This is a genomic window from Prochlorococcus marinus str. MIT 1214 (assembly GCF_027359355.1).
Lineage (GTDB): Bacteria > Cyanobacteriota > Cyanobacteriia > PCC-6307 > Cyanobiaceae > Prochlorococcus_B > Prochlorococcus_B marinus_F.
The window spans coordinates 1,357,514-1,377,242 of sequence record NZ_CP114777.1; the positions used below are offsets into that span (position 1 = coordinate 1,357,514).

General features: G+C 34.2%; 23 protein-coding genes. 11 read left to right on the plus strand and 12 right to left on the minus strand.

Translation table 11 applies throughout. The features are described from left to right. Positions 1-2 precede the first annotated feature (2 nt). Both O5639_RS07575 and rsgA read left to right on the plus strand, forming a co-directional pair. Positions 3-242, plus strand: coding sequence for a sulfurtransferase TusA family protein (locus O5639_RS07575; RefSeq protein ID WP_269623940.1), 240 nt, complete (start codon positions 3-5; stop codon positions 240-242). Continuing rightward, positions 235-1,173 (plus strand): ribosome small subunit-dependent GTPase A, encoded by a 939-nt coding sequence (rsgA, locus tag O5639_RS07580; RefSeq protein WP_269623941.1) that lies wholly within the window; start codon positions 235-237, stop codon positions 1,171-1,173. Before O5639_RS07575 ends, rsgA begins: the two co-directional genes overlap by 8 nt. On the opposite strand, the gene O5639_RS07585 is transcribed toward rsgA, so the two are convergent. From O5639_RS07585 to murC, 3 genes are read right to left on the minus strand one after another with little or no spacing between them, the layout of a single operon-like run. Further along, positions 1,142-1,489: a YbaB/EbfC family nucleoid-associated protein gene (locus O5639_RS07585; RefSeq protein WP_269623942.1), complete on the minus strand. Its 348-nt coding sequence runs from the start codon at positions 1,487-1,489 to the stop codon at positions 1,142-1,144. The two genes, rsgA and O5639_RS07585, sit on opposite strands and share 32 nt — an antisense overlap. Positions 1,490-1,526: 37 nt before the next feature. Further along, positions 1,527-2,402, minus strand: coding sequence for a UDP-N-acetylmuramate dehydrogenase (gene murB / locus O5639_RS07590; protein WP_269623943.1), 876 nt, complete (start codon positions 2,400-2,402; stop codon positions 1,527-1,529). A gap of 3 nt (positions 2,403-2,405) precedes the next feature. Continuing rightward, a complete protein-coding gene (murC, locus tag O5639_RS07595; protein WP_269623944.1) occupies positions 2,406-3,890 on the minus strand; it encodes a UDP-N-acetylmuramate--L-alanine ligase in 1,485 nt (494 codons plus the stop codon). A 149-nt stretch (positions 3,891-4,039) separates the two neighbouring features. On the opposite strand from murC, the gene gap reads away from it, so the two are divergent. Further along, a complete protein-coding gene (gap, locus tag O5639_RS07600) occupies positions 4,040-5,062 on the plus strand; it encodes a type I glyceraldehyde-3-phosphate dehydrogenase (RefSeq protein WP_269623945.1) in 1,023 nt (340 codons plus the stop codon). Positions 5,063-5,079: 17 nt separating this feature from the next. Here gap and thiL read toward each other — a convergent pair whose 3' ends face one another. Continuing rightward, entirely contained in the window at positions 5,080-6,063 is a 984-nt protein-coding gene (gene thiL / locus O5639_RS07605; protein WP_269623946.1) for a thiamine-phosphate kinase, read from the minus strand. Between the two features lie 12 nt (positions 6,064-6,075). Then, positions 6,076-7,152, minus strand: coding sequence for a peptidylprolyl isomerase (locus tag O5639_RS07610; RefSeq protein ID WP_269623947.1), 1,077 nt, complete (start codon positions 7,150-7,152; stop codon positions 6,076-6,078). A gap of 63 nt (positions 7,153-7,215) precedes the next feature. Between O5639_RS07610 and efp the strand changes: the two genes are divergently transcribed. Together efp and accB are read left to right on the plus strand one after the other, a co-directional pair. Then, complete coding sequence (efp, locus tag O5639_RS07615) at positions 7,216-7,779, plus strand: elongation factor P (RefSeq protein WP_269623948.1); 564 nt, start codon at positions 7,216-7,218, stop codon at positions 7,777-7,779. After that, positions 7,776-8,270, plus strand: coding sequence for an acetyl-CoA carboxylase biotin carboxyl carrier protein (accB, locus tag O5639_RS07620; RefSeq protein ID WP_269623949.1), 495 nt, complete (start codon positions 7,776-7,778; stop codon positions 8,268-8,270). Before efp ends, accB begins: the two co-directional genes overlap by 4 nt. A gap of 9 nt (positions 8,271-8,279) precedes the next feature. Here accB and pdxA read toward each other — a convergent pair whose 3' ends face one another. Then, entirely contained in the window at positions 8,280-9,305 is a 1,026-nt protein-coding gene (gene pdxA, locus O5639_RS07625) for a 4-hydroxythreonine-4-phosphate dehydrogenase PdxA (RefSeq protein WP_269623950.1), read from the minus strand. Positions 9,306-9,449: 144 nt separating this feature from the next. Further along, positions 9,450-10,349, minus strand: coding sequence for an SDR family oxidoreductase (locus tag O5639_RS07630; protein ID WP_269623951.1), 900 nt, complete (start codon positions 10,347-10,349; stop codon positions 9,450-9,452). A gap of 32 nt (positions 10,350-10,381) precedes the next feature. On the opposite strand from O5639_RS07630, the gene O5639_RS07635 reads away from it, so the two are divergent. After that, the gene (locus O5639_RS07635) at positions 10,382-10,606 is read left to right on the plus strand and encodes a hypothetical protein (RefSeq protein ID WP_269623952.1); all 225 of its coding nucleotides are present in this window, start codon (positions 10,382-10,384) and stop codon (positions 10,604-10,606) included. 4 nt (positions 10,607-10,610) lie between these two features. On the opposite strand, the gene O5639_RS07640 is transcribed toward O5639_RS07635, so the two are convergent. Next, positions 10,611-11,012: an HNH endonuclease gene (locus tag O5639_RS07640; RefSeq protein WP_269623953.1), complete on the minus strand. Its 402-nt coding sequence runs from the start codon at positions 11,010-11,012 to the stop codon at positions 10,611-10,613. 143 nt (positions 11,013-11,155) lie between these two features. Beyond that, positions 11,156-11,578, minus strand: a complete 423-nt coding sequence (locus tag O5639_RS07645) for a DUF6554 family protein (RefSeq protein ID WP_269623954.1) — start codon at positions 11,576-11,578, stop codon at positions 11,156-11,158. A 245-nt stretch (positions 11,579-11,823) separates the two neighbouring features. On the opposite strand from O5639_RS07645, the gene O5639_RS07650 reads away from it, so the two are divergent. Then, positions 11,824-12,012, plus strand: coding sequence for a hypothetical protein (locus O5639_RS07650; RefSeq protein WP_269623955.1), 189 nt, complete (start codon positions 11,824-11,826; stop codon positions 12,010-12,012). A gap of 91 nt (positions 12,013-12,103) precedes the next feature. Here O5639_RS07650 and O5639_RS07655 read toward each other — a convergent pair whose 3' ends face one another. Then, positions 12,104-13,261 (minus strand): pyridoxal-phosphate-dependent aminotransferase family protein, encoded by a 1,158-nt coding sequence (locus tag O5639_RS07655; protein ID WP_269623956.1) that lies wholly within the window; start codon positions 13,259-13,261, stop codon positions 12,104-12,106. Positions 13,262-13,340: 79 nt separating this feature from the next. Between O5639_RS07655 and cbiD the strand changes: the two genes are divergently transcribed. Both cbiD and guaA read left to right on the plus strand, forming a co-directional pair. Further along, on the plus strand, positions 13,341-14,486 hold the full coding sequence (cbiD, locus tag O5639_RS07660) for a cobalt-precorrin-5B (C(1))-methyltransferase CbiD (RefSeq protein ID WP_269623957.1): 1,146 nt from the start codon (positions 13,341-13,343) through the stop codon (positions 14,484-14,486). A gap of 66 nt (positions 14,487-14,552) precedes the next feature. Further along, on the plus strand, positions 14,553-16,139 hold the full coding sequence (guaA, locus tag O5639_RS07665) for a glutamine-hydrolyzing GMP synthase (protein WP_269623958.1): 1,587 nt from the start codon (positions 14,553-14,555) through the stop codon (positions 16,137-16,139). Between the two features lie 249 nt (positions 16,140-16,388). Here guaA and O5639_RS07670 read toward each other — a convergent pair whose 3' ends face one another. Next, a complete protein-coding gene (locus O5639_RS07670; RefSeq protein ID WP_269623959.1) occupies positions 16,389-17,495 on the minus strand; it encodes a DUF4214 domain-containing protein in 1,107 nt (368 codons plus the stop codon). 678 nt (positions 17,496-18,173) lie between these two features. On the opposite strand from O5639_RS07670, the gene O5639_RS07675 reads away from it, so the two are divergent. Beyond that, positions 18,174-18,359, plus strand: a complete 186-nt coding sequence (locus tag O5639_RS07675; protein WP_269609670.1) for a hypothetical protein — start codon at positions 18,174-18,176, stop codon at positions 18,357-18,359. Here the strand turns inward: O5639_RS07675 and O5639_RS07680 are convergent, their stop codons facing one another. Then, positions 18,360-18,659, minus strand: coding sequence for a DUF1651 domain-containing protein (locus O5639_RS07680; RefSeq protein ID WP_269623960.1), 300 nt, complete (start codon positions 18,657-18,659; stop codon positions 18,360-18,362). Positions 18,660-18,839: 180 nt separating this feature from the next. On the opposite strand from O5639_RS07680, the gene O5639_RS07685 reads away from it, so the two are divergent. Further along, the gene (locus O5639_RS07685; protein ID WP_269623961.1) at positions 18,840-19,604 is read left to right on the plus strand and encodes an ion transporter; all 765 of its coding nucleotides are present in this window, start codon (positions 18,840-18,842) and stop codon (positions 19,602-19,604) included. Positions 19,605-19,729: the final 125 nt, after the last annotated feature.

Consider the following 19,729-nt stretch of genomic DNA (forward strand, 5'->3'; position numbering starts at 1 on the left):
TAGTGGAGAAAAATATCTTTATTGATCATTATTTAGATTTGTGTGGCCTTGATTGTCCAGTCAATTTTGTTAAATGCTGCTTAGCTTTGGAAAATTTATCTACAAAAGATACTTTAAAAGTAGATATAGATATAGGCGAAGCTGAAACTAGTGTTATTGATGGTTTACAAGAGAAGGGATATAAAGTAAAAATATTGAATAAAGACTCTAACAAAGTAACTTTGATAATATCGAGTGAATAAAAATAAACCTAATAAATTAAAAGGTATTGTTGTTGCACTGAAAGCAAATTTTTTAGTCGTAGAGATTAACTATAAAGATTTTAAATATGATTCATTGGATCAATTATATGAAAAAATTAGACTTTTATGCACACGAAGAAGTAAGTTAGACTATCGAGGTTTATTTATAGATGTAGGAGATATTGTTTGCGTTGAGTCTATAGATTATAAAAATAAACGTGCCGTGATTTGTGAGGTGGAGCAGCGAACAAGTTTTTTAAAACGCCCAGCGGTGGCTAACGTTACATTAGTTTCTATTTGCATCTCAGTTGATGAGCCTTTATTTGATATGGAGCAAACAAGCCGTTTTTTATTAACAGCTGAATGTGCAAATATAAAGCCTTTGATAATTTTAACCAAAATAGATTTAATTACAAAGAATGATTTGATTTTATATATAAATAAATTTAAATCTTGGGGATATGATTGTATACCAGTATCTATACATAATTCTCAGGGTATTGATTTATTAATAGAACGATTTCGAAAAACCAAATTAACTGTACTTGCTGGTCCTTCTGGAGTAGGAAAGACAAGTTTAATTAATTATTTAATACCAACCGTTTCACTACCTACTTCATCTGTTTCCAAAAAATTAAAGAGAGGTACACACACGACCAGGCATGTGGAACTTTTTGCTATTGGACATGGATCACTTCTTGCTGATACACCAGGGTTTAATCGTCCAGAAATAATATGCGAGCCATCTGACTTCGCTTCTTTGTTCCCAGAGTTTCGAATTCAATTAACTAAGTCAAAATGCAAGTTTCGTAATTGTTTACATAGAGATGAGCCTGGTTGTGTAATTGATAAAGATCTTGAAAGATATTCTTTTTATCGTGAGAACCTTGAGGAAATGATTAATTCTCCTCTCCCATACCAGGCAGATTAAGCTTGAATCCACCGGTTAAATCCTCCATGCGTTCTTTCATCGTCGAAGCTGAAATTTCGTGAGCAGATTTCATCGCATCAAGTATGGCTTCTTCGATTAATACTTTTTCTTCAGAGAGAAGAGATGGGTCAATTTCTACTCGTAAAGGCTTTTGATTTCCGGACATCCATATTTTTGCCCGATTATCATTATTTGCCCCCTCTATTTCCATAACCTCGAGCTCTTCTTGTAGTTTTTGAGCATTCTGTTGAATTTGTTGTGCTTTTTTAAAAGCTTCAGTTAGTTGCCCAAAGTTTGGTAGTCCGAATCCAGCCATGAGAATTTCCTATTGTTATTGATCTTAGGGTGTAATTTTAGAAGCCACATTGCTTGACTTCTGTTTCTAACAAGATTCCATAAGAATTAAAAACTTTTTTTTGGATAAATTTAATTAACTCTTTTACGTCATAAGATGAGGCTTTGTTTGAGTTAATTATAAAATTAGAATGTATTTTTGATATTTCAGCTCCACCAATACGAAATCCTTTTAAACCAAGTTCTTCAATTAATTGTGCAGCTTTCAAAGGTTCAGGATTACGAAAAACACTACCGCAGGTTTGGGCTTCATAGGGTTGAGTTTTTAATCTATGGTTTAGGTTTGCATTGGTGACCTGTCGGATTTTTTCTGCATGACCTGATACCAACTTTAGTCGAGCAGATACGACAATTAAATTTTGATTTTGAAGAAGACTGTATCGGTATCCAAAATTGAGATCTTTTCTCTTGATAATTTTGTATTCACCTTTTAATGATAGCGTTGTAATACTTTCGAGATAGTCAGATATGCAATGTTCTTGTGCTCCCGCATTCATAACTACTGCGCCACCAATGGTTCCTGGGATTCCTACAGCCCATTCGAGCCCGTGAAGTCCATTTGCTGCTGCTTTTCTGGCTAACGTTGGAAGCATCTCACCGCTAAGTACCTCAATAATTCCAAGACTTTTATCAATTTCAATTCCTTTCAAATTACGCATACATAGGCTTAAACCTTTAATTCCTTTGTCATTGATTAAAAGATTTGATCCAGCACCAATAATATTGCAGGGAATTTTTTTCTTATTTGTCCAATTAATTAAAGATTTAATTTCTTCAATATTTTTCGGTTGAGCAATCCATTCTGCAGGACCACCTATTCTCCAAGTAGTAAAATTTGATAATGAAATATTTTTTTCTAATTGAATTGAATTCATTGATTAAGCGGCTAAATTATTTCTGATCGATTTATTATTGATTAATTCTAAAAATAGACTTGCACATATTATATTAATATCTCCTGCGCCCATAACTATAATCAAATCTTTTTCAATTGTATGTTCTTTTATTAGCTTTATTAAATTTTGATTATTATTTGGAGTATATATTTCTAGATTAGGTTTTAATTTTTTTAACTCATTTCCAATAGTCTTATTATTTATTCCTTTAATTTTATTTTCTCCAGCAGAGTAAATTGGAGTTATGAATACTAAATCAGATTTACTTAGACTTTGTGCAAATTCTTTTTTAAATTTTTTAGTTCTACTATACCGATGTGGTTGAAATATCGTAACTAATCTTTTAGGTGTTATGAATGAAAGATTATGTTTTGTCTGAATCATAGAAGAGGCAATGGAAATTGTAGCATCAATTTCACTAGGATGATGAGCATAATCTTCAATTATTAATCTGCTTTTCCATAAGCCTTTATATTCAAATCTTCTTGAAGGAAGCTGTAAATTGTTAATTCCTTTTTTTATATCTTTAAACAGAATTCCTGCTACTCTACATGCAGCTATAGCAGCTACTGTATTACTTAAATTGTGTATTCCAGGAACAGGTATTTTTATTATGTCAATAAATTTTTCTTGCTCATAATATTCTGCGATGATTTCACATCCATTAGATTCCTTTGGAATCAGTGCAAAATCTATATTATTAATTGTATAAATCGAAAACCACTTAGAATTTTGTATATTATGTTTAAGATTGATACAGTCAAAATTGGTAATCAAGTATTCACAATTTTTCGCAAATTGTTTCATGGTTGTAATTAAATTTTCTAGATTTAGATAATGATCAACATGTTCAAGTTCTAAATTAGTTATTACTCCAATATTAGGATTAAATTTTACTAGTGATCCATCTGATTCGTCTGCTTCAGCGATTAAAAAATTACTATCACTAACATTATAGTTTCTTTGGTAGAGAGGAACAATTCCTCCAATGATAGCAGTTGGATTTATATTTGCATGCGAAAATAATGTTGTAATGTAAGTACTTGTTGTTGTTTTACCATGAGATCCTGAGATTATTATTGACCTCTTTTGATTAATTAAAAAGGCCAATATTTCAGAACGATGATTAATTGTTAAATTGTATTTTTTCGCTTTACATAATTCTAAATTATCTTCGCCTATTGCTGAACTTATAACAACTAATATATTTTTTCCATGAACTTTAAAAATTTCGGTAATGTTCGATTCTTCTTGAGCTTGAAAGATATGGATTTTATTTGCGGCTAATTCTTTTAAAGTCAAGCTTTTTTTTTGGTCAGAGCCAGATATGGAATATCCATTTTTAGCGAGAATCATTGCGAGAGCAGACATACCAATACCTCCGATTCCAATAAAGTGAATATGAGGTGGTAACTCTTGTGTCTTCTTCAATTTCTCTTCAGTGTCGAGTGAAAGATAACTCTTCATCTATCTAAAGGCACATTTTTTAAAGAATTAGAGAGTTTTTATACTTTTTATGTCCTTAACGCTTCAATTATTTTTCAAAATGCACAGAAAATGATCATCGTTCTGTATGATCAGCGGCCAGTAGCTTGTGCGGTTTTACCGTTTTTGAAATGACTTTGCGTGTAGCGATTAATGGATTCGGAAGAATTGGACGCAATTTTATGCGTTGTTGGCTCAGTAGGGGTGCAAATACAAATATTGAGGTGGTCGGTATTAACGTCACCTCTGACCCAAAAACTTGTGCCCATTTGCTCAAATATGACTCTATTCTAGGAGCTATAAACGATGCTGAAATTTCACATACTGACGATACATTTGAGATTAATGGCAAAACCATAAAATGTTATTCAGATAGAAACCCATTAAATCTTCCTTGGAAAGAGTGGGGAATTGATTTAGTAATTGAATCAACAGGTGTCTTTAATACAGATGTTGGTGCTAGTAAGCATTTACAAGTTGGAGCTAAGAAGGTCATCCTTACTGCACCTGGTAAGGGAGATGGGGTAGGTACTTATGTCGTTGGTGTTAATGCTGATACTTACTCTCATGAAGATTTTGATATTCTCAGTAATGCAAGTTGTACCACCAATTGTTTAGCTCCGATAGTAAAAGTTTTAGATCAAAAGTTAGGGATTAATAAAGGTCTAATGACCACTATTCATAGTTATACGGGAGATCAAAGAATCCTAGATAATGCTCATCGTGATTTAAGACGTGCAAGAGCAGCCGCAATGAATTTGGTCCCTACTTCAACTGGAGCGGCAAAAGCTGTTGCTCTTGTTTATCCAGAAATGAAAGGGAAACTCACTGGTATTGCGATGCGAGTCCCTACTCCAAATGTTTCTGCAGTTGATTTAGTCTTTGAATCCAGCCGGAACACTAGTGCTGAAGAAGTAAATTCATTATTGAAAACTGCTTCACAGGGAGAAATGAAAGGAATCATCAAATATGGTGACTTGCCTCTCGTTTCTACTGATTATGCAGGCACTAATGAATCAACCATTGTTGATGAAGCTTTAACAATGTGTATAGATAACAATATGGTGAAAGTTTTAGCTTGGTATGACAATGAGTGGGGTTATAGCCAAAGGGTAGTTGACTTGGCTGAAATTGTTGCCCAAAAATGGAAATAAGACTGAAACTCTACAATTTAAAAATGTTGAAATAGATGTGATTTCCCAATATTAATTGGTTCTAAGTTCTCCCAGAAAATATTGGGTTTACCTTCTTGTATAAACCCAATAATTTGGGCAGATTTCAATTTTTTTGCTAAAGCTTCTGCCCATTCTCTTGGAAGACTAAGTATTAACTCATAGTCCTCTCCTCCATTTAAGATCCATTCATCCCAAATCGAATCTTCTGGCCAGTCTGGGTCTTTTAGAATTGAAGTTTTGGATAAAACCGCTTGGCAATTACTGCTTTGGCAAATTCCTCTAATTGATTCAATAAGCCCATCGCTGCTATCAGTTCCTGCGGCTCTCCAAGTCGTTGAAGTGGGCTTACACTCTATTAATGCTTTGAGAGCCTTAATAGCTGGATATGGACGTTTATGTGCGCTGATAGCTTTATTAGCAAGCTCTTGACTTATTAGGACTTCACTTGGTAGTTGCTCGGAGGTTAAAAGCGCTAAACCTAATCTACTTAAGCCATGGAATCCGGAGCTAACAATATAATCTCCTGGCAAAGCATTTCCTCTATGTAGTCTAGGCGGTTTCTTTTCTCCAATTGCAGTAATTGAAATCATTTTTGTTTCTCCACACGAGCAATCACCGCCAATTATTTCTCCTCCAAATTCTTGCATTGCTTCCCACATTCCTTCATATAGGTTTTCTACCCATTCCAAATATGTGTTTGGTGGTAAAACCAATCCAACAGTAAAAGAAATTATATTTTCTGAGCCGCTGCAAATCAGATCAGAAATATTTGTGGTAATACATTTCCATCCAATATCTTTAGCATTAGATATTTTCTCAGAAAAATGAATGTTTTCTACAAGTAAATCAGTATTAATCAATAAGTTTTTATTACTAGCATTTATTTCTGCCAGATCATCATCTATTTGTCCACATCGCATAAATCTTTTTAAACGATTCAGTAACTCTATTTCACCTAAATCTTTAATTGTAGTTTTCACTTTATTTGAAAATTAAGCTTTGACTTTAAGATTTTCTGAACCATTTAATACTTTAATTGAGATAATTTTATCATCTACTCCAAGTTTATTTAATATTTCAGAGCCTTCAATTACATAGCCAAAAGCTGCATTTCTTCCATCAATAAGATTACGTCCAGCTGGATTTAATTCAGCTTCATATAAGAAGAAGAAAAACTGAGATGAACCATCATTTAAATCTGTATCAGAGTGAGCCCAGCCAAGTGTGCCTAAAGTAGCAAATGGAAGGACAGGGGTTTCAGTGTAAAGACCAACTTCCTCAAAAGTTTCGCCATAAAGTGTATCTTCGAAATTAGGGGTCCTTATTTCTAATGGAACTTTTCGCAACTCATTTTTGTCAGGATCTATATAGCCAATCGCTTCTCCTTTAGGATCTCCAGTTTGAAGAATAAAAAATTCTTCAGCTCTATTAATTGGTAAACCATCGTAAAAACCTTTTAATGAAAGATCTATAAATGCACCAGCTGTTAAAGGAGCATTATAACCATCGATAATTGCGCTCATATTTCCTTTTGATGTTTTTATTTCTACATTTGCTCTCCCTAAGAGTCTAGGTAAATTGTCATATTCACTAGGGATTGCATATGGAAAATCATTAGTGATTAAAAGAGATTCTAGATCATCAATTGTTTTTAAACTTTGACGTCTGACATCAAGAAATGAGACTTTATTTTTTTCGTTTGCTATTTGCCTTAATTCATCAAGCTCTTCATTTAAATTTGAGAGCAAATTAACTGCTTTTTCTTTATTTTCATCTGGCATTGAATCAAGAATTTGATTTTTTCTATTACTTACTAAAAATTGACTTCTTGAGGTGGCTTTGCTGATAGCTGACCATCTACTTCCTCGAAGATCATCGCTCGTATCTTCAAGTTTGTTTTGTAATTCACGTAATTCTTTTTGGTCAATCGGTAAAGAATTTCTTAATATTGCATAAGGATCTTTTAGTCGATTACCATTTGGAAGGCTTGCAGCAGCAGGGTCAATCCATGGAGAACTCAAAGAAAATAGGATTGTTATCAGGGCAAGAATGCAAATCTTTTTTGCCATGTTAATTCTATGTTTTGCATGACTTTGGCACAGACTTATGATCGATTGGTATCTTTTGTGTGAATGATTTCAAGTAACGACTTTCGCACTGGCACTACTATCGAGTTAGACGGTGCAGTTTGGCGTGTTATTGAATTTCTACATGTCAAGCCTGGTAAGGGTTCTGCGTTTGTCAGGACTAAATTAAAAGCTGTTGTGAGCGGTAGTGTTGTCGAAAAGACTTTTAGAGCTGGGGAAATGGTTCCTCAAGCTCTTTTGGAGAAATCAAAGTTGCAACATACTTACATGGACGGAGATGATTTTGTATTTATGGATATGACTTCTTATGAAGAAACACGCCTAACTGCTGAACAAATTGGAGAAAGTCGGAAATATCTAAAAGAAGGGATGGAGGTTAATGTAGTGTCCTGGAATGAAAAACCACTTGAAGTTGAATTGCCCAATTCAGTTGTTTTAGAAATAAAAGAAACTGATCCTGGGGTTAAAGGTGACACTGCTTCAGGAGGTACAAAGCCAGCAATCTTGGAAACAGGAGCTCAAGTTATGGTTCCATTATTTATTTCAATTGGTGAGAAAATTCGGGTAGATACTCGAAATGACACTTATCTAGGACGAGAAACACAATGACAATGAATCTTGATCACGAAGAGCTTCATCGCTTGTTGGCAAGTCTATCTGAGAGCGATATTCAAGAGTTTCGACTTGAGGGAGAAGACTTTTATTTGGAAGTTAAACGTAATCTTGGGACTTCTTCAGATTCAATAACTTCTCAAAAGAAATCGACATCCGAAGAGATTGATCCACCACATCAACGCAAAATTGAGGCTTCACCAGTTCCAAGCACACCTCCTCCTTCAGTTCCAGGATCACGCTCTGATTTGGTTGAAGTTACTGCTCCCATGGTTGGGACCTTTTATCGGGCACCAGGGCCAGAAGAGCCTCCTTTCGTGGACATCGGATCGAGGATCAGTGTTGGGCAAGCAGTTTGTATTCTTGAGGCAATGAAATTAATGAATGAATTGGAGTCAGAGGTGAGTGGAGAAGTAATTGAAATTCTTGTTGAAAATGGAACTCCAGTTGAGTTTGGTCAAGTATTAATGAGATTAAAACCTTTATAGATTTTTAATTTATCGAGAAAGAAGCCAGGCATTATTAATTGCAGCAATCATGCTTTTTTCTCTGGCCTTGAACTTACCTGCAATATCTAGAGCAGTACCATGATCAGGAGATGTTCTTACAAATGGTAGTCCAAGAGTTGTATTTATAGCTTCGTCAAAGGCTATTAATTTGACTGGTATTAGACCTTGATCATGATATAAAGCAAGAATTCCGTCAGGCGCATTATTGGAAGTTGAGAGAGCATTCCATGCATTTGCTGATGAAATCCAGCAAGTGTCTGGAGGTATAGGTCCGCTTATTTTTACTTCTGGATTATCTAATTTCCATTCATTTAAAATGGGAATCATTAAGTTTTGTTCTTCTATGCCAATCTTTCCTTCTTCTCCCGCATGTGGATTTAAGCCTGCTATGTGAATTAATGGTTTTTCTTTGAACTGACGACAAAAATTCAATAAAGTATCTAATTTAAATCTAATTAATTCTTTTGTTAAATTATTTTTGATTTCATTAAGAGGTATATGCGTTGTCGCTAGTAAAGTATTAAATCTCCATCCATTATTTGGTGATATTGCTGTAAAAAGCATTGATGTTTTTTTATTAGTTAACTTTCCTAATAATTCAGTTTGACCTGCAAATTCATGCCCAGCTTTATGCCATGCTATTTTTGAAATAGGTGCTGTGACTAAAGCTTTTGCTTTTCCTTGTAAAAGTATATTTGTAGCATTTAAAAGCCATTTAAAGCTTGCTGCGCCAGTATACTTATCAACTTTTCCTGGTATTATTTCTTTTTCTAGAGGTATATCAATAATATCAAGCTTGTTTGGGTTAGGGATATTATATATTCCATGTTTAATTAGCTTTAAATAAGTTGTATAAATATTATTTTTGCATCCTACAAGTAAAGGCTTTATTTTCTCATTTAAGCATTTAGAGGCAAGAGCTTTTAATATTATTTCGGTCCCTATCCCTGCAGGGTCTCCCAATGCAATAATAAGAGTATTTTCGTTGTCTTTCGATGTAGGAAATGTTTTCATGTTGTAATTTTGATCTGTTTTAGCGTGAGTAATGCTTCGTTGTTTTGAATTGGAATAAGTTTTTGATTATATTGGATTTTATTTGGTTATATTTTAGTTATGTATTAAATTTGGATGAGTTTTTAAAAGAACATTGATTAAAGATTATTCATTTATTTTTAATTTTGAGAAACAATTTTTTAAGCCAGATTTAAAATCTGGGTAAATTAGAGAATAACCGAGTTTTTTACATAATAAATTGTTATCAACTTTTCGATTTTCTTGCCAAAAAGATAGTGCCATTGGACTCATTGTTTTTTTTGCAATTTCAAAAGGTACTTTTGATGGTAGAGATATTTTGGCTAATTTAGCTGCGTAATCAATCACTTCAAGATTATTGCTTGGTAAGTTATCAGCTACATTGACTACAGATGGATTGTTTCCTTGAGAATAGAGATTAATCAAAAATAAAACAGCTCCAGCAATATCATCCACATGAATTCTTGAAAATACTTGACCAGGCTTGTCGATCATTTTCGCTGTTCCTTTCAACAGGCTTTCATATGCAGATCTTCCAGGTCCATAGATACCTGGAATTCTAAGTATTTGAATAGGAAGCTGTGTTGCTAGCCATTGTTTTTCACAGGAAAATCTACGGATACTTCTTTCTTGTTGAGGATTAGGAGAAGTATTTTCATTTACCCATTCTCCTTGAGTGTCTCCATACACTCCAGTAGTAGATAAGTAACCCACCCACTTTAAATTTTTTGAATTTAGTAATTGACTCTTAAGTCTAAGTAGTACAGGATCTTCTCCACTTAATAATGGAGGTATACAACTTAGGACATGCGTTGCCCCCTCGAGAATTTCATCAGACAGCTCTTGATCAACATTAAATGTGAAATCAGCCCCCTTACTTTTTTCTTTTCTTCTACTGCACAAAACGTTTGCACCTAAATATCTTCCTGCACTTGCGACTCTTTGACCGCTATATCCACCTCCAAATATGATTAATTTCGATTTAGGCTCTAAAGGATCCAATTGCTTGACAATATCTTCAATCATTAGTACAAATGTATTATGTTGATTATTTAGGAATGATTGCTTCTTGTTTAAAGCCTAGTCTGAATTCCAGCATAGGTGTTGTCAGAATAAGGAACGATAAAAGATTACCTTCTCAAAAGAAAAATCAAAATTTGATCAAGCCTTTGATTGCTGCAATTTGTTTTCTCTTTTGTATTGTAGTTGTTCCTGAGAAGCCCATGAATCTAGCTTCCATATGTGAAAAATATAATTCTTCAGATGCCTGTCAAGTCTGGTAGAAATCTAAGCTGCTTGCCAAGAATAATCTTCATTCAATTGATCTTTTGATTTTTCATGTTGCTTAGGTTGAGCCCATTTTAGAAGTCTCAAAGCTAAGCGTATATCTCCTTCCGTCCAAGCTCTTATTGCCATAGAACGTCTTGGGTCATAAAAACGTTGTTTTCTGTACCATTCAAATGCATTGCTATCTGTTTTCTTTCCATTGCATGAAAGACAGGCAGGTACACAATTTTCAGTAATGCTTAAACCACCTTGACTTCGTGGCAAAACATGATCAATTGATTCTGAAAGCTTCCCACAATATATACATTTTTTTCCTGTGAAATCATGTAATGATTTTCGCCATCTTCGATTGCGCAGCTTTGGGCAGAGATCTTCTAAGAAAACCGCATCCCTATTGTGCATAAGTAAAAATTATCTAGTAGAATTTTCCCTCGACAAAGAAATAAGTCAATGTATCGAAAATATCATTTTTCTATTTTGTAAGATATTTTTTATTTTTGATTGATTAAATTTATTTATATCTTTTTATATCAACATAAGCTTTATCAATAGTTATAAGGATCTAAATATTTTCCTTTTGGACTTTTTTCTGGGTTCTGGATAGATGATTTTGTTTCATCTTTTAATTGCTGATCATCATCTATTTCTATTGAGATTGAGCCACCGGAATACATATCGCCTAAATAGCTAATGCAATCTTCATATTTTATTGGATCTAGAACTACTTCTTCAACAATTAGTGAGGCGGCTTGCTTAGGTGAAGTTTTGAATAGTCCTTGTTTTTTATTTTTTATAAATTGATACGCTGCTTGCCAGCTTGGCTCATGAGTATTACCTCCATTCCTCATAAAGCAATATATGTCTGCCCCGTTAGTGACTGCTGCATTAGTTTTGACGCCTAAAGTAGTACTGCATACTAAACAAATTATTGAAATAGGTAAGAAGTTTCGACTTATCCCAATTGGCATAATTTTTAAGAGAATTATCGATTTTAAAATATCTATTATTTTTTACTCTGTCTAGTTTTAGTTCGAATTAGTAATTCTTTGTTTTTATCTATTTTAATTATTTATGATTTAACCAAATATCGTATTTGAAAATCGATGAATTAAAATTTTACTGACGATTTCCCTTAGCCTTTATTCTACGAATTAACTAACTATCTTTTGATATAATGAATTGATAAAATCGTTTGTACTATTTAATTCTAATAATGAATACGATACAAGTTAAGAAACAGGCATTTTTAAAAGAAGCTGGCTATTTTTTTAAGAATGCATCAGTATATGCTGATGAAGGCGATTTACAATCTTGCGCTGGTTTAATTTTGAAAGCACTTGACAAAGAAAGAATGGCAAGTGTAGTTGGGCCTCAAGTGCTTCATTTGATTAAAACTAGATGATTATTCATAAATTTATTTAAGTTTATAAATATTAGTTTGTTTTTACAGACTTTTACATATAAGAATCGTAAAAGATGAATAATTAAAATAATTATTTTAATTGATTTAAGACTGAAATAGTTTTTGAAACCCCTGTTCCAGCTGGAGCTTGTAGTTTTCCCATTTTATCTAGAGTGCTTTCTAAAGCTGAAATTACACTCAGAATATCCCTATCGTTCACAAAGCCTAAATGCCCAATTCTAAAGATTTTTCCTTTTAAGTGATCTTGTCCTCCCGCTAGGAGTATATCGAAATCATTCTTTATGGATGTTCTGATGTTTTCTGCATCTATATTTTCAGGTTTAACAGCTGTTATTGCGGGGCTTCCAAAACCTTCTTTTGTGAATAAGGTTAAACCCATAGCTTTTATTCCTTCTTGCGTTGCTTTTTGATGACGAGCGTGACGCTTAAAAATATTATTTAGTCCTTCATTTTGCATCATTGTGAGTGATGCTTCCAAAGCAAAATATAAATTTATTGCAGGAGTGAATGGATTACTATTTTTATTTACTGTCTTCAAATATTGTCTTAAATCTAAATAGAATTTAGGTAAATCTGATAGAGAATTTGCTTCCCATGCTCTTTTGCTCATGGCTACAAAACTGAGACCGGGTGGGATCATATAACCTTTTTGAGAACCAGAGGCAATTACATCAATTCCCCATTCATCCATTGGAATATTATATGCACCAAGACTTGTTACACAATCAGCGATAGTTATAGCTTTGCCATGATTTTTTACTTCATCATTTATTGCTTTTAGATTATTAATCACTCCGGTCGAAGTTTCTGAGTGAGTTAAAATTACCGCCTTGATTTTTTTTTCCGTGTCGTTTTCGAGAATTTCCTTGAATTGATTTGGATCGAGAGGTTGGCCCCAATCAGCTTTTACCACTTTTACATCTAGTCCATATGCTTTTGCAACTTTTACCCATCTTTCTCCAAACTTTCCATTATCACCACAGATGACTTGATCACCTTTGCTTAAAGTATTTATAATTCCCGCCTCCATAGCAGCTGTCCCACTTCCTGTAATTGTTAGTACATCCGCAGTTGTCTGGTGAAGCCATTTGAGTTGCTCAGTCGTCTTTTGAACAATGTCTTGAAAATCTCCACTCCTATGACCGATGGGGTGTTTACTCATGCAACTCAGAACATTTTCTGGAACCGGCGTTGGTCCAGGAATCATTAGATTGAGTTTGTCTTTCATTTACTTATTTAAATCTAGATTATTATTATTTTAAAAAATTATTTAGGGAATTTCTTCTATCGTCAGCTCTTCGAATGATTTGAATGAATATACTCTTCCAGTTTGGGTGGTTGCGGCTGCAAAGTCTGCAACAAATATTTTAGTTGGCAATAAATTTAAAAACAGAGAGAGAATTGCGCTACTAAATCAAGATGAGTCAATTACGGTACCGGTTTTTTCTGCAGCGCTACTTGATAGTGGTAACAGATCGTTATCAGTTAGTCATTGTCAGTCTGGATTGAGCCTTGACTTAACAAGAGGATTGGAAATTTGGGCTTATGTTCAATTAATTAAAGTCAGTTCTAACTTTGAATCGAGAGTTCAAAATGACTTTCCTGATTGGCTTGATTTCCATGGTGGTTACGGAGTAGGTAAATATGAATCAACTGGTCAGCCATGTATATCTAAGTTTACGCGTGATTTACTTTGTAAAAATCTTTATCCCTTATTACCCAAAGGTTTTTCAATCAAAGTAGAGATTGTTTTACCTGAGGGGAAAGACCTAGCCTTAAAGACGAGTAATCAAGCATTTGGTGTTGTAGATGGCTTATCACTGATTGGGACTCAGGCAGAAGTTCAAATCAGTGCTTCTCCTGAGCAATTGAAAACATGCAAAGATATTCTGCAAGGTAAATGCTCTGAATCAACATTTGATGGATGTTTGACTTTTGTTATTGGAGAAAATGGAAGGGATTTAGCACTGAAATTTGGACTGCCTAAGCAGCAAATTATCAAAACAGGTAATTGGTTAGGGCCTCTTCTTGTTGCTGCTGCGGAAAATGGCGTGAAGAAACTTTTAATATTTGGTTATCATGGGAAATTGGTAAAACTTTCTGGCGGCGTTTTTCATACCCATCATCATCTTGCAGATGGAAGAATTGAAATACTAACTTCCCTTGCAGTTAAAGAAGATGTCTCCTTTGATTTGATTAAATTAATAAGTCAATCAACTTCGGTGGAAAATGCGTTACTAGCCCTTGAGTTAGATAACCCAGAAGATGTTGCGTTGATTTGGAGCAGGATGGCTAAAGAAATTGAACTTAAAAGCCAAAGTTATGTGAATCGATATTTGTCTTCATCGATGGAAATAGGATCTGTTTTATTTGATCGTAAAAGACAAATTCGTTGGGCTGGTTCTCAGGGTTTAAAACAAATAAATTCTTTAGGCTTAATTCTTAATTCATAAGCATATTCCTATTCTCTTAATTAGTCTATTTGATAAGAGTGTTTTACAAGGATTCATCAAGTTGGTATGGCTTCTATGATTTCAGATGAAAAACGTAATCCATCAATCGTCATTCTTGATTTTGGGTCTCAATATTCAGAATTAATTGCTCGAAGGATTAGAGAGACAGAGGTTTACTCATTAGTTATGAGTTACACAATAACTGCTGAGCAATTACGGGCTCTTAATCCCAAAGGCATAATTTTAAGCGGAGGGCCAGGATCTGTTTATGAAGAGGGTGCTCCATATTGTGATCCAGAGATTTTTAATTTAGGTATTCCTGTCCTTGGCGTTTGTTATGGAATGCAATTAATGGTTCATCAGTTAGGAGGCCTTGTTACTCCTGCTATTGGCAAAGCGGAATATGGAAAGGCTCCTTTAGAAGTTGATGATCCAACAGCTTTATTAACTAATGTTGTTAGTGGATCCACTATGTGGATGAGTCATGGAGATTCAGTTACAAAATTGCCAAATGGATTTATCACATTAGCTCATACGTCTAATACTTCAGCCGCCGCTATTGCTTTGCATCATAAGAGCTTTTATGGAGTGCAATTTCATCCTGAAGTTGTTCATTCAACTCATGGAATGATTATAATAAGAAATTTTGTTTATCATATTTGTTCGTGTGAACCAGATTGGACAACAAATTTATTCATAGATGAAGCTATTGCTCAAGTACAACAACAGGTAGGAGATAAAAAAGTTTTATTAGCTCTATCGGGTGGTGTTGATTCATCAACTCTTGCATTTTTATTAAACAAAGCAATTGGATCTCAATTGACATGCATGTTCATTGATCAAGGTTTTATGAGGAAAGGCGAGCCAGAATTTCTTATGTCTTTTTTTGATGAAAAGTTTAATATTAACGTTCAATATATTAATGCCAGAGAAAGGTTTATTTCAAAATTAAAAGGTGTAACTGATCCTGAACTCAAGCGTAAAATTATAGGTAGAGAATTTATTAGGGTTTTTGAAGAAGAGAGTCTTCGTCTTGGCCCTTTTGATTACTTAGCACAAGGTACACTTTACCCAGATGTGATTGAAAGTGCTGGAACAAATATTGATCCCAAAACTGGTGAGAGAATAGCAGTAAAAATTAAAAGTCATCATAATGTTGGCGGTTTACCAAAAGATTTACAATTTAAATTAGTAGAGCCCTTGAGACGTTTATTTAAAGATGAAGTCAGAAAAGTTGGCAAATCACTTGGATTACCTGATGAGATTATTGGGAGACATCCATTTCCAGGCCCTGGCTTAGCTATAAGGATATTAGGGGAAGTTAATCATGAAAAACTCTCTTGTTTAAGAGATGCCGATTTGATTGTGAGAGAAGAGGTTAATCATGCCGGCTTGTATAATCAAATCTGGCAAGCTTTTGCGGTTTTGCTGCCAGTATATTCAGTCGGCGTAATGGGAGATCAAAGAACTTATGCATGGCCCATTGTTCTTCGTTGCGTTTCAAGTGAAGATGGAATGACAGCTGATTGGTCTCGCTTACCGTATGACGTTTTAGAGAAAATTTCTAATCGAATAGTTAATGAAGTAGAGGGAGTCAACAGAGTTGTGTTAGACATTACAAGTAAACCTCCAGGTACTATTGAGTGGGAGTAGCGGGAACGTCTACTTTCCAGTGATAACTTGATTTTTATGGTTTCACGTAGGTTTCACGTGAGAAGATTACTACCGATATAACTAGGGTTTTGATGGGTCGCTTTCACGTAGGTTTCACGTAGCACACTTTTACCGTCTCCATGGAGAAATCGTAGAAAGATAATTTTCTCTACACTTTGTAGTCTTTTTTGATTTCTAAGAAATTGTTGTTTATGTATGATTTCTCTACAGATAATAAAAATTTGTAGATCAACCAAACCCAGTCATTTCAGTAAAGAGTGCTTTGTTTTCTGTGGATTCTGCAAACCCTAAAAGCAACTCATATCTCGTTTCTAAACCACTATTTAAATTACCTAACCAATAGTTATAACCAGATTGGTCATAATCCCTACCTAAGACATTGACGTACAAAGTCTCAACATACTTAGCGTTAGAGACATCATCTCCATATCTCTCTTTAAATTCATCAGAGACTAAAAATGAGGAAGCAACAGTCCTTGAATCATTTTCTCCTGAACTATATTTCCCAATCCAATAACGAAGTCCATCTCCGTCGGGAAACCTTGCAAATGCTGCGTTATACAACCTGAACATCTTTCCAGAGTCAGTATTTAATCCCGTAACTTGATCAAAAACTCCTTTAATATCTGCTTCTATTGTCATAAATTTATCTACAAATTGAATCGAAGATAAACCTGTTAAAGGATCTATCGTGCCACCTGCATCTGGTCTGATTCCATACTCATTATTGCCTAAGTCAAAAAATTGATAATCAAAACTATTTGTAGATAGAAATTTTCTATCACCCGAAGCAGGATTAATGACTGGACTATATTCTCGTAAGAAGTCGATATAAGACCCTCCATCCCAGGAAAATGGGTAAAGATTTAGATCTAAATCAATTGCATTCCAGCGAGTTTTGGAATTTACTGGTTGTAAAACTTGGTCAAGATGTTGAGGATATTTCTCATTAGTCAAATTATAACTTTGGAATTCTCCATTCGGTTTCTGAACAAATCTTTTAAGCAATGCTCCTTGATTATCCGTCAAAGAGAACTCATAAACATCATAATGAATAATCTTATCAGTGTTATTTTTATAATCTTTATTCGCTAATATAAATATCCCAGTATTATTAATCACTTCCGCATAATAAATATTCTTTGGATTATTATCATCTGGGTGACCAAAATAAACCTTATTTATAGTTTCCCAACCAACAGGAATTGAATAGTTTCCTTCTGGTATAACGTACCAAAAGAGGTCAAATTCCTTATTATCATAATGTATAGTAACTCGATTTGTTGATCTATTAGCACTTAACTTTGTATTTCCTTGGTTATCAACCCAAGTCATAATACAAAAATCAAACTAGTAATGAGTTTATCATATCTTTGATCCGTATTTTTATATAGAGTCGTATTACTATGCTTTTCAATTGTTGATCTTTTTTGATAGTTAATATATTACATTTTGATCCAAATTCATTTAAGAGGATTATCTTATCTCATAGTAAAAAATCCATTCTCAAACAAGAAAGAATTACACTAACTTATAATTACTTCTCTACAAAAGCATCATTGAGTATATTTTTACTTGTAATCTATTGGCACGACAGGGTTTCACGTGCTATATGTAAAGATGAAATCCGTTTCTATGACTTGGGTTTGTGGGTGCTCTTTTGCGATTGACTATTGAGTGGGAATAGTTTAAGGCAGTATAACCCAGTCCACCACTCAAAGTGCTTGTTCCACGTGAGTTCCACGTAGAAATTTAAGTGACAGAGTGACAGGGATTTGAACAGTAAGTTCCACGCAAGTTCTACGTGTCACCTTGTCACCTTCTCTGTAAAGACATCGTAGATAGTTCATTTTCTCTACACTTGTTGTTTTAATGTCTAAGATTTAGTTGCTAAGAATTTATTAACGACTTCTCTACAAATTCATCTGTCCTGAGGATTTAAAAACGCACAAAAAAATTGCCCTATTAGAAATTCCTGAATCTAATTTTCTAATCACTAACCATAATCTATAGATGTTGAATTTCATTTATGCACTTGTTATCCCAGTACTGATCTTGGGATTGCTTTATCTATTCATCATTGAAAATAATGGTCTTCCAGATTGGATGGAACGTGTCTCAAGAAATAGTGGTTCCGTTTGGACTTATGGAATTATTGCCATCGCCCTAGTTGGAATTCTTAGATATCTGATTCGATGACTAAGCAGCAGAATCACTTATCTGATGTTCCATCAGTTCCCAATCTTGAGTTAAGAGTTCATGCCAAGTTTCCATAGCAGATTCGAGATCAATTCTTCTTGTATTTTTTAATTTGGTTGGAGTGCCATCCTCAAGGCAATACCAGAGTTGTGTATACACTCTCGGAAATGCCATTTCGGATTTGGGATCACGAATAAAGAACATACAAAATTCTCTAGTGGGTGACACTAACCATCCTGTTGGAGTTGGCAATGCTTCTCTAATTGCTTGATTCATAATTCTCTCTTTAATTCGAGGCATCAAAAAAGCACCTTGCTCACTGGTATTACGCAGGTGCTTTATGAGTTAGGACTGTTTGTGTGAGGAATGCCCTAGTACAGATATACTATTAAATCTTTTATAGGTCGTCAAGTATCCATAGGCAACTTCATCAAGATTTGCCTAACTTGTAAGCAATTCTATTTAAGTTAATAGGCAAAGATGAATGAATTACGATTAAGAATCTATGAGCAGGTGATCAATAACACGCCAGGTGGAAGAACTTCTCTATTTAACAAAATCTGTGGAGTTACAATTTTTATCTCGATTTTCTTTGCAGTTATCGTTACTGAAAATTCAATTGATTATCAGTTTGGTGATCAGATAGACCTGTTGGATTGGATTATTGGTGCTTTGTTTTGTGTTGAATATTGTTGTCGTTTATGGGTTGCACCTTTAGATAAAAAGTATGGAAAAGGTTGGAAGGGATTCTTACGTTATATGGTCTCACCAATGGCAATTATTGATTTCATTGCAATCATTCCATCTTTTATAGGTGTTCGAGCAGAATTAAAAATTCTCAGGGTTATTCGTCTCTTAAGAATATTGAAGATTGGAAGAAGTGAAAAATTTAAGCAAAGTATCTATCACTTTAATTTCGCACTTCGATCAAAGAGTCAAGAATTACAAATATCGACTTTTTATACAGTCTTACTTTTGTTGATCAGTAGCACTTGTATGTATCTTGCTGAATCTTCCATTCAACCAGAATTGTTAGGGTCAATTCCAAGATGTCTGTGGTGGTCAATTACAACTGTAAGTGCTGTTGGTTATGGAGATTCAATACCTGTTACAGCAGTTGGAAAAACAATTGCATCGATAACTTCTCTTATGGGTATTGCTGCCATAGCAATACCTACTGGAATACTTGCCTCAGGATTTAGCGAATCGATTGGTGTGAAAAACAAAAATGAATTCAATGAATAGGAACTTCCTGGGAATACTGTATAAAAATGATATTCAAATCAGACAAAGGAAAATCCTTCACTAAAGAGGAAGCAATTTTACCGTCTCCCTGGAGAAAGCGTAGAAAGATGGTTGTCTCTACAAAA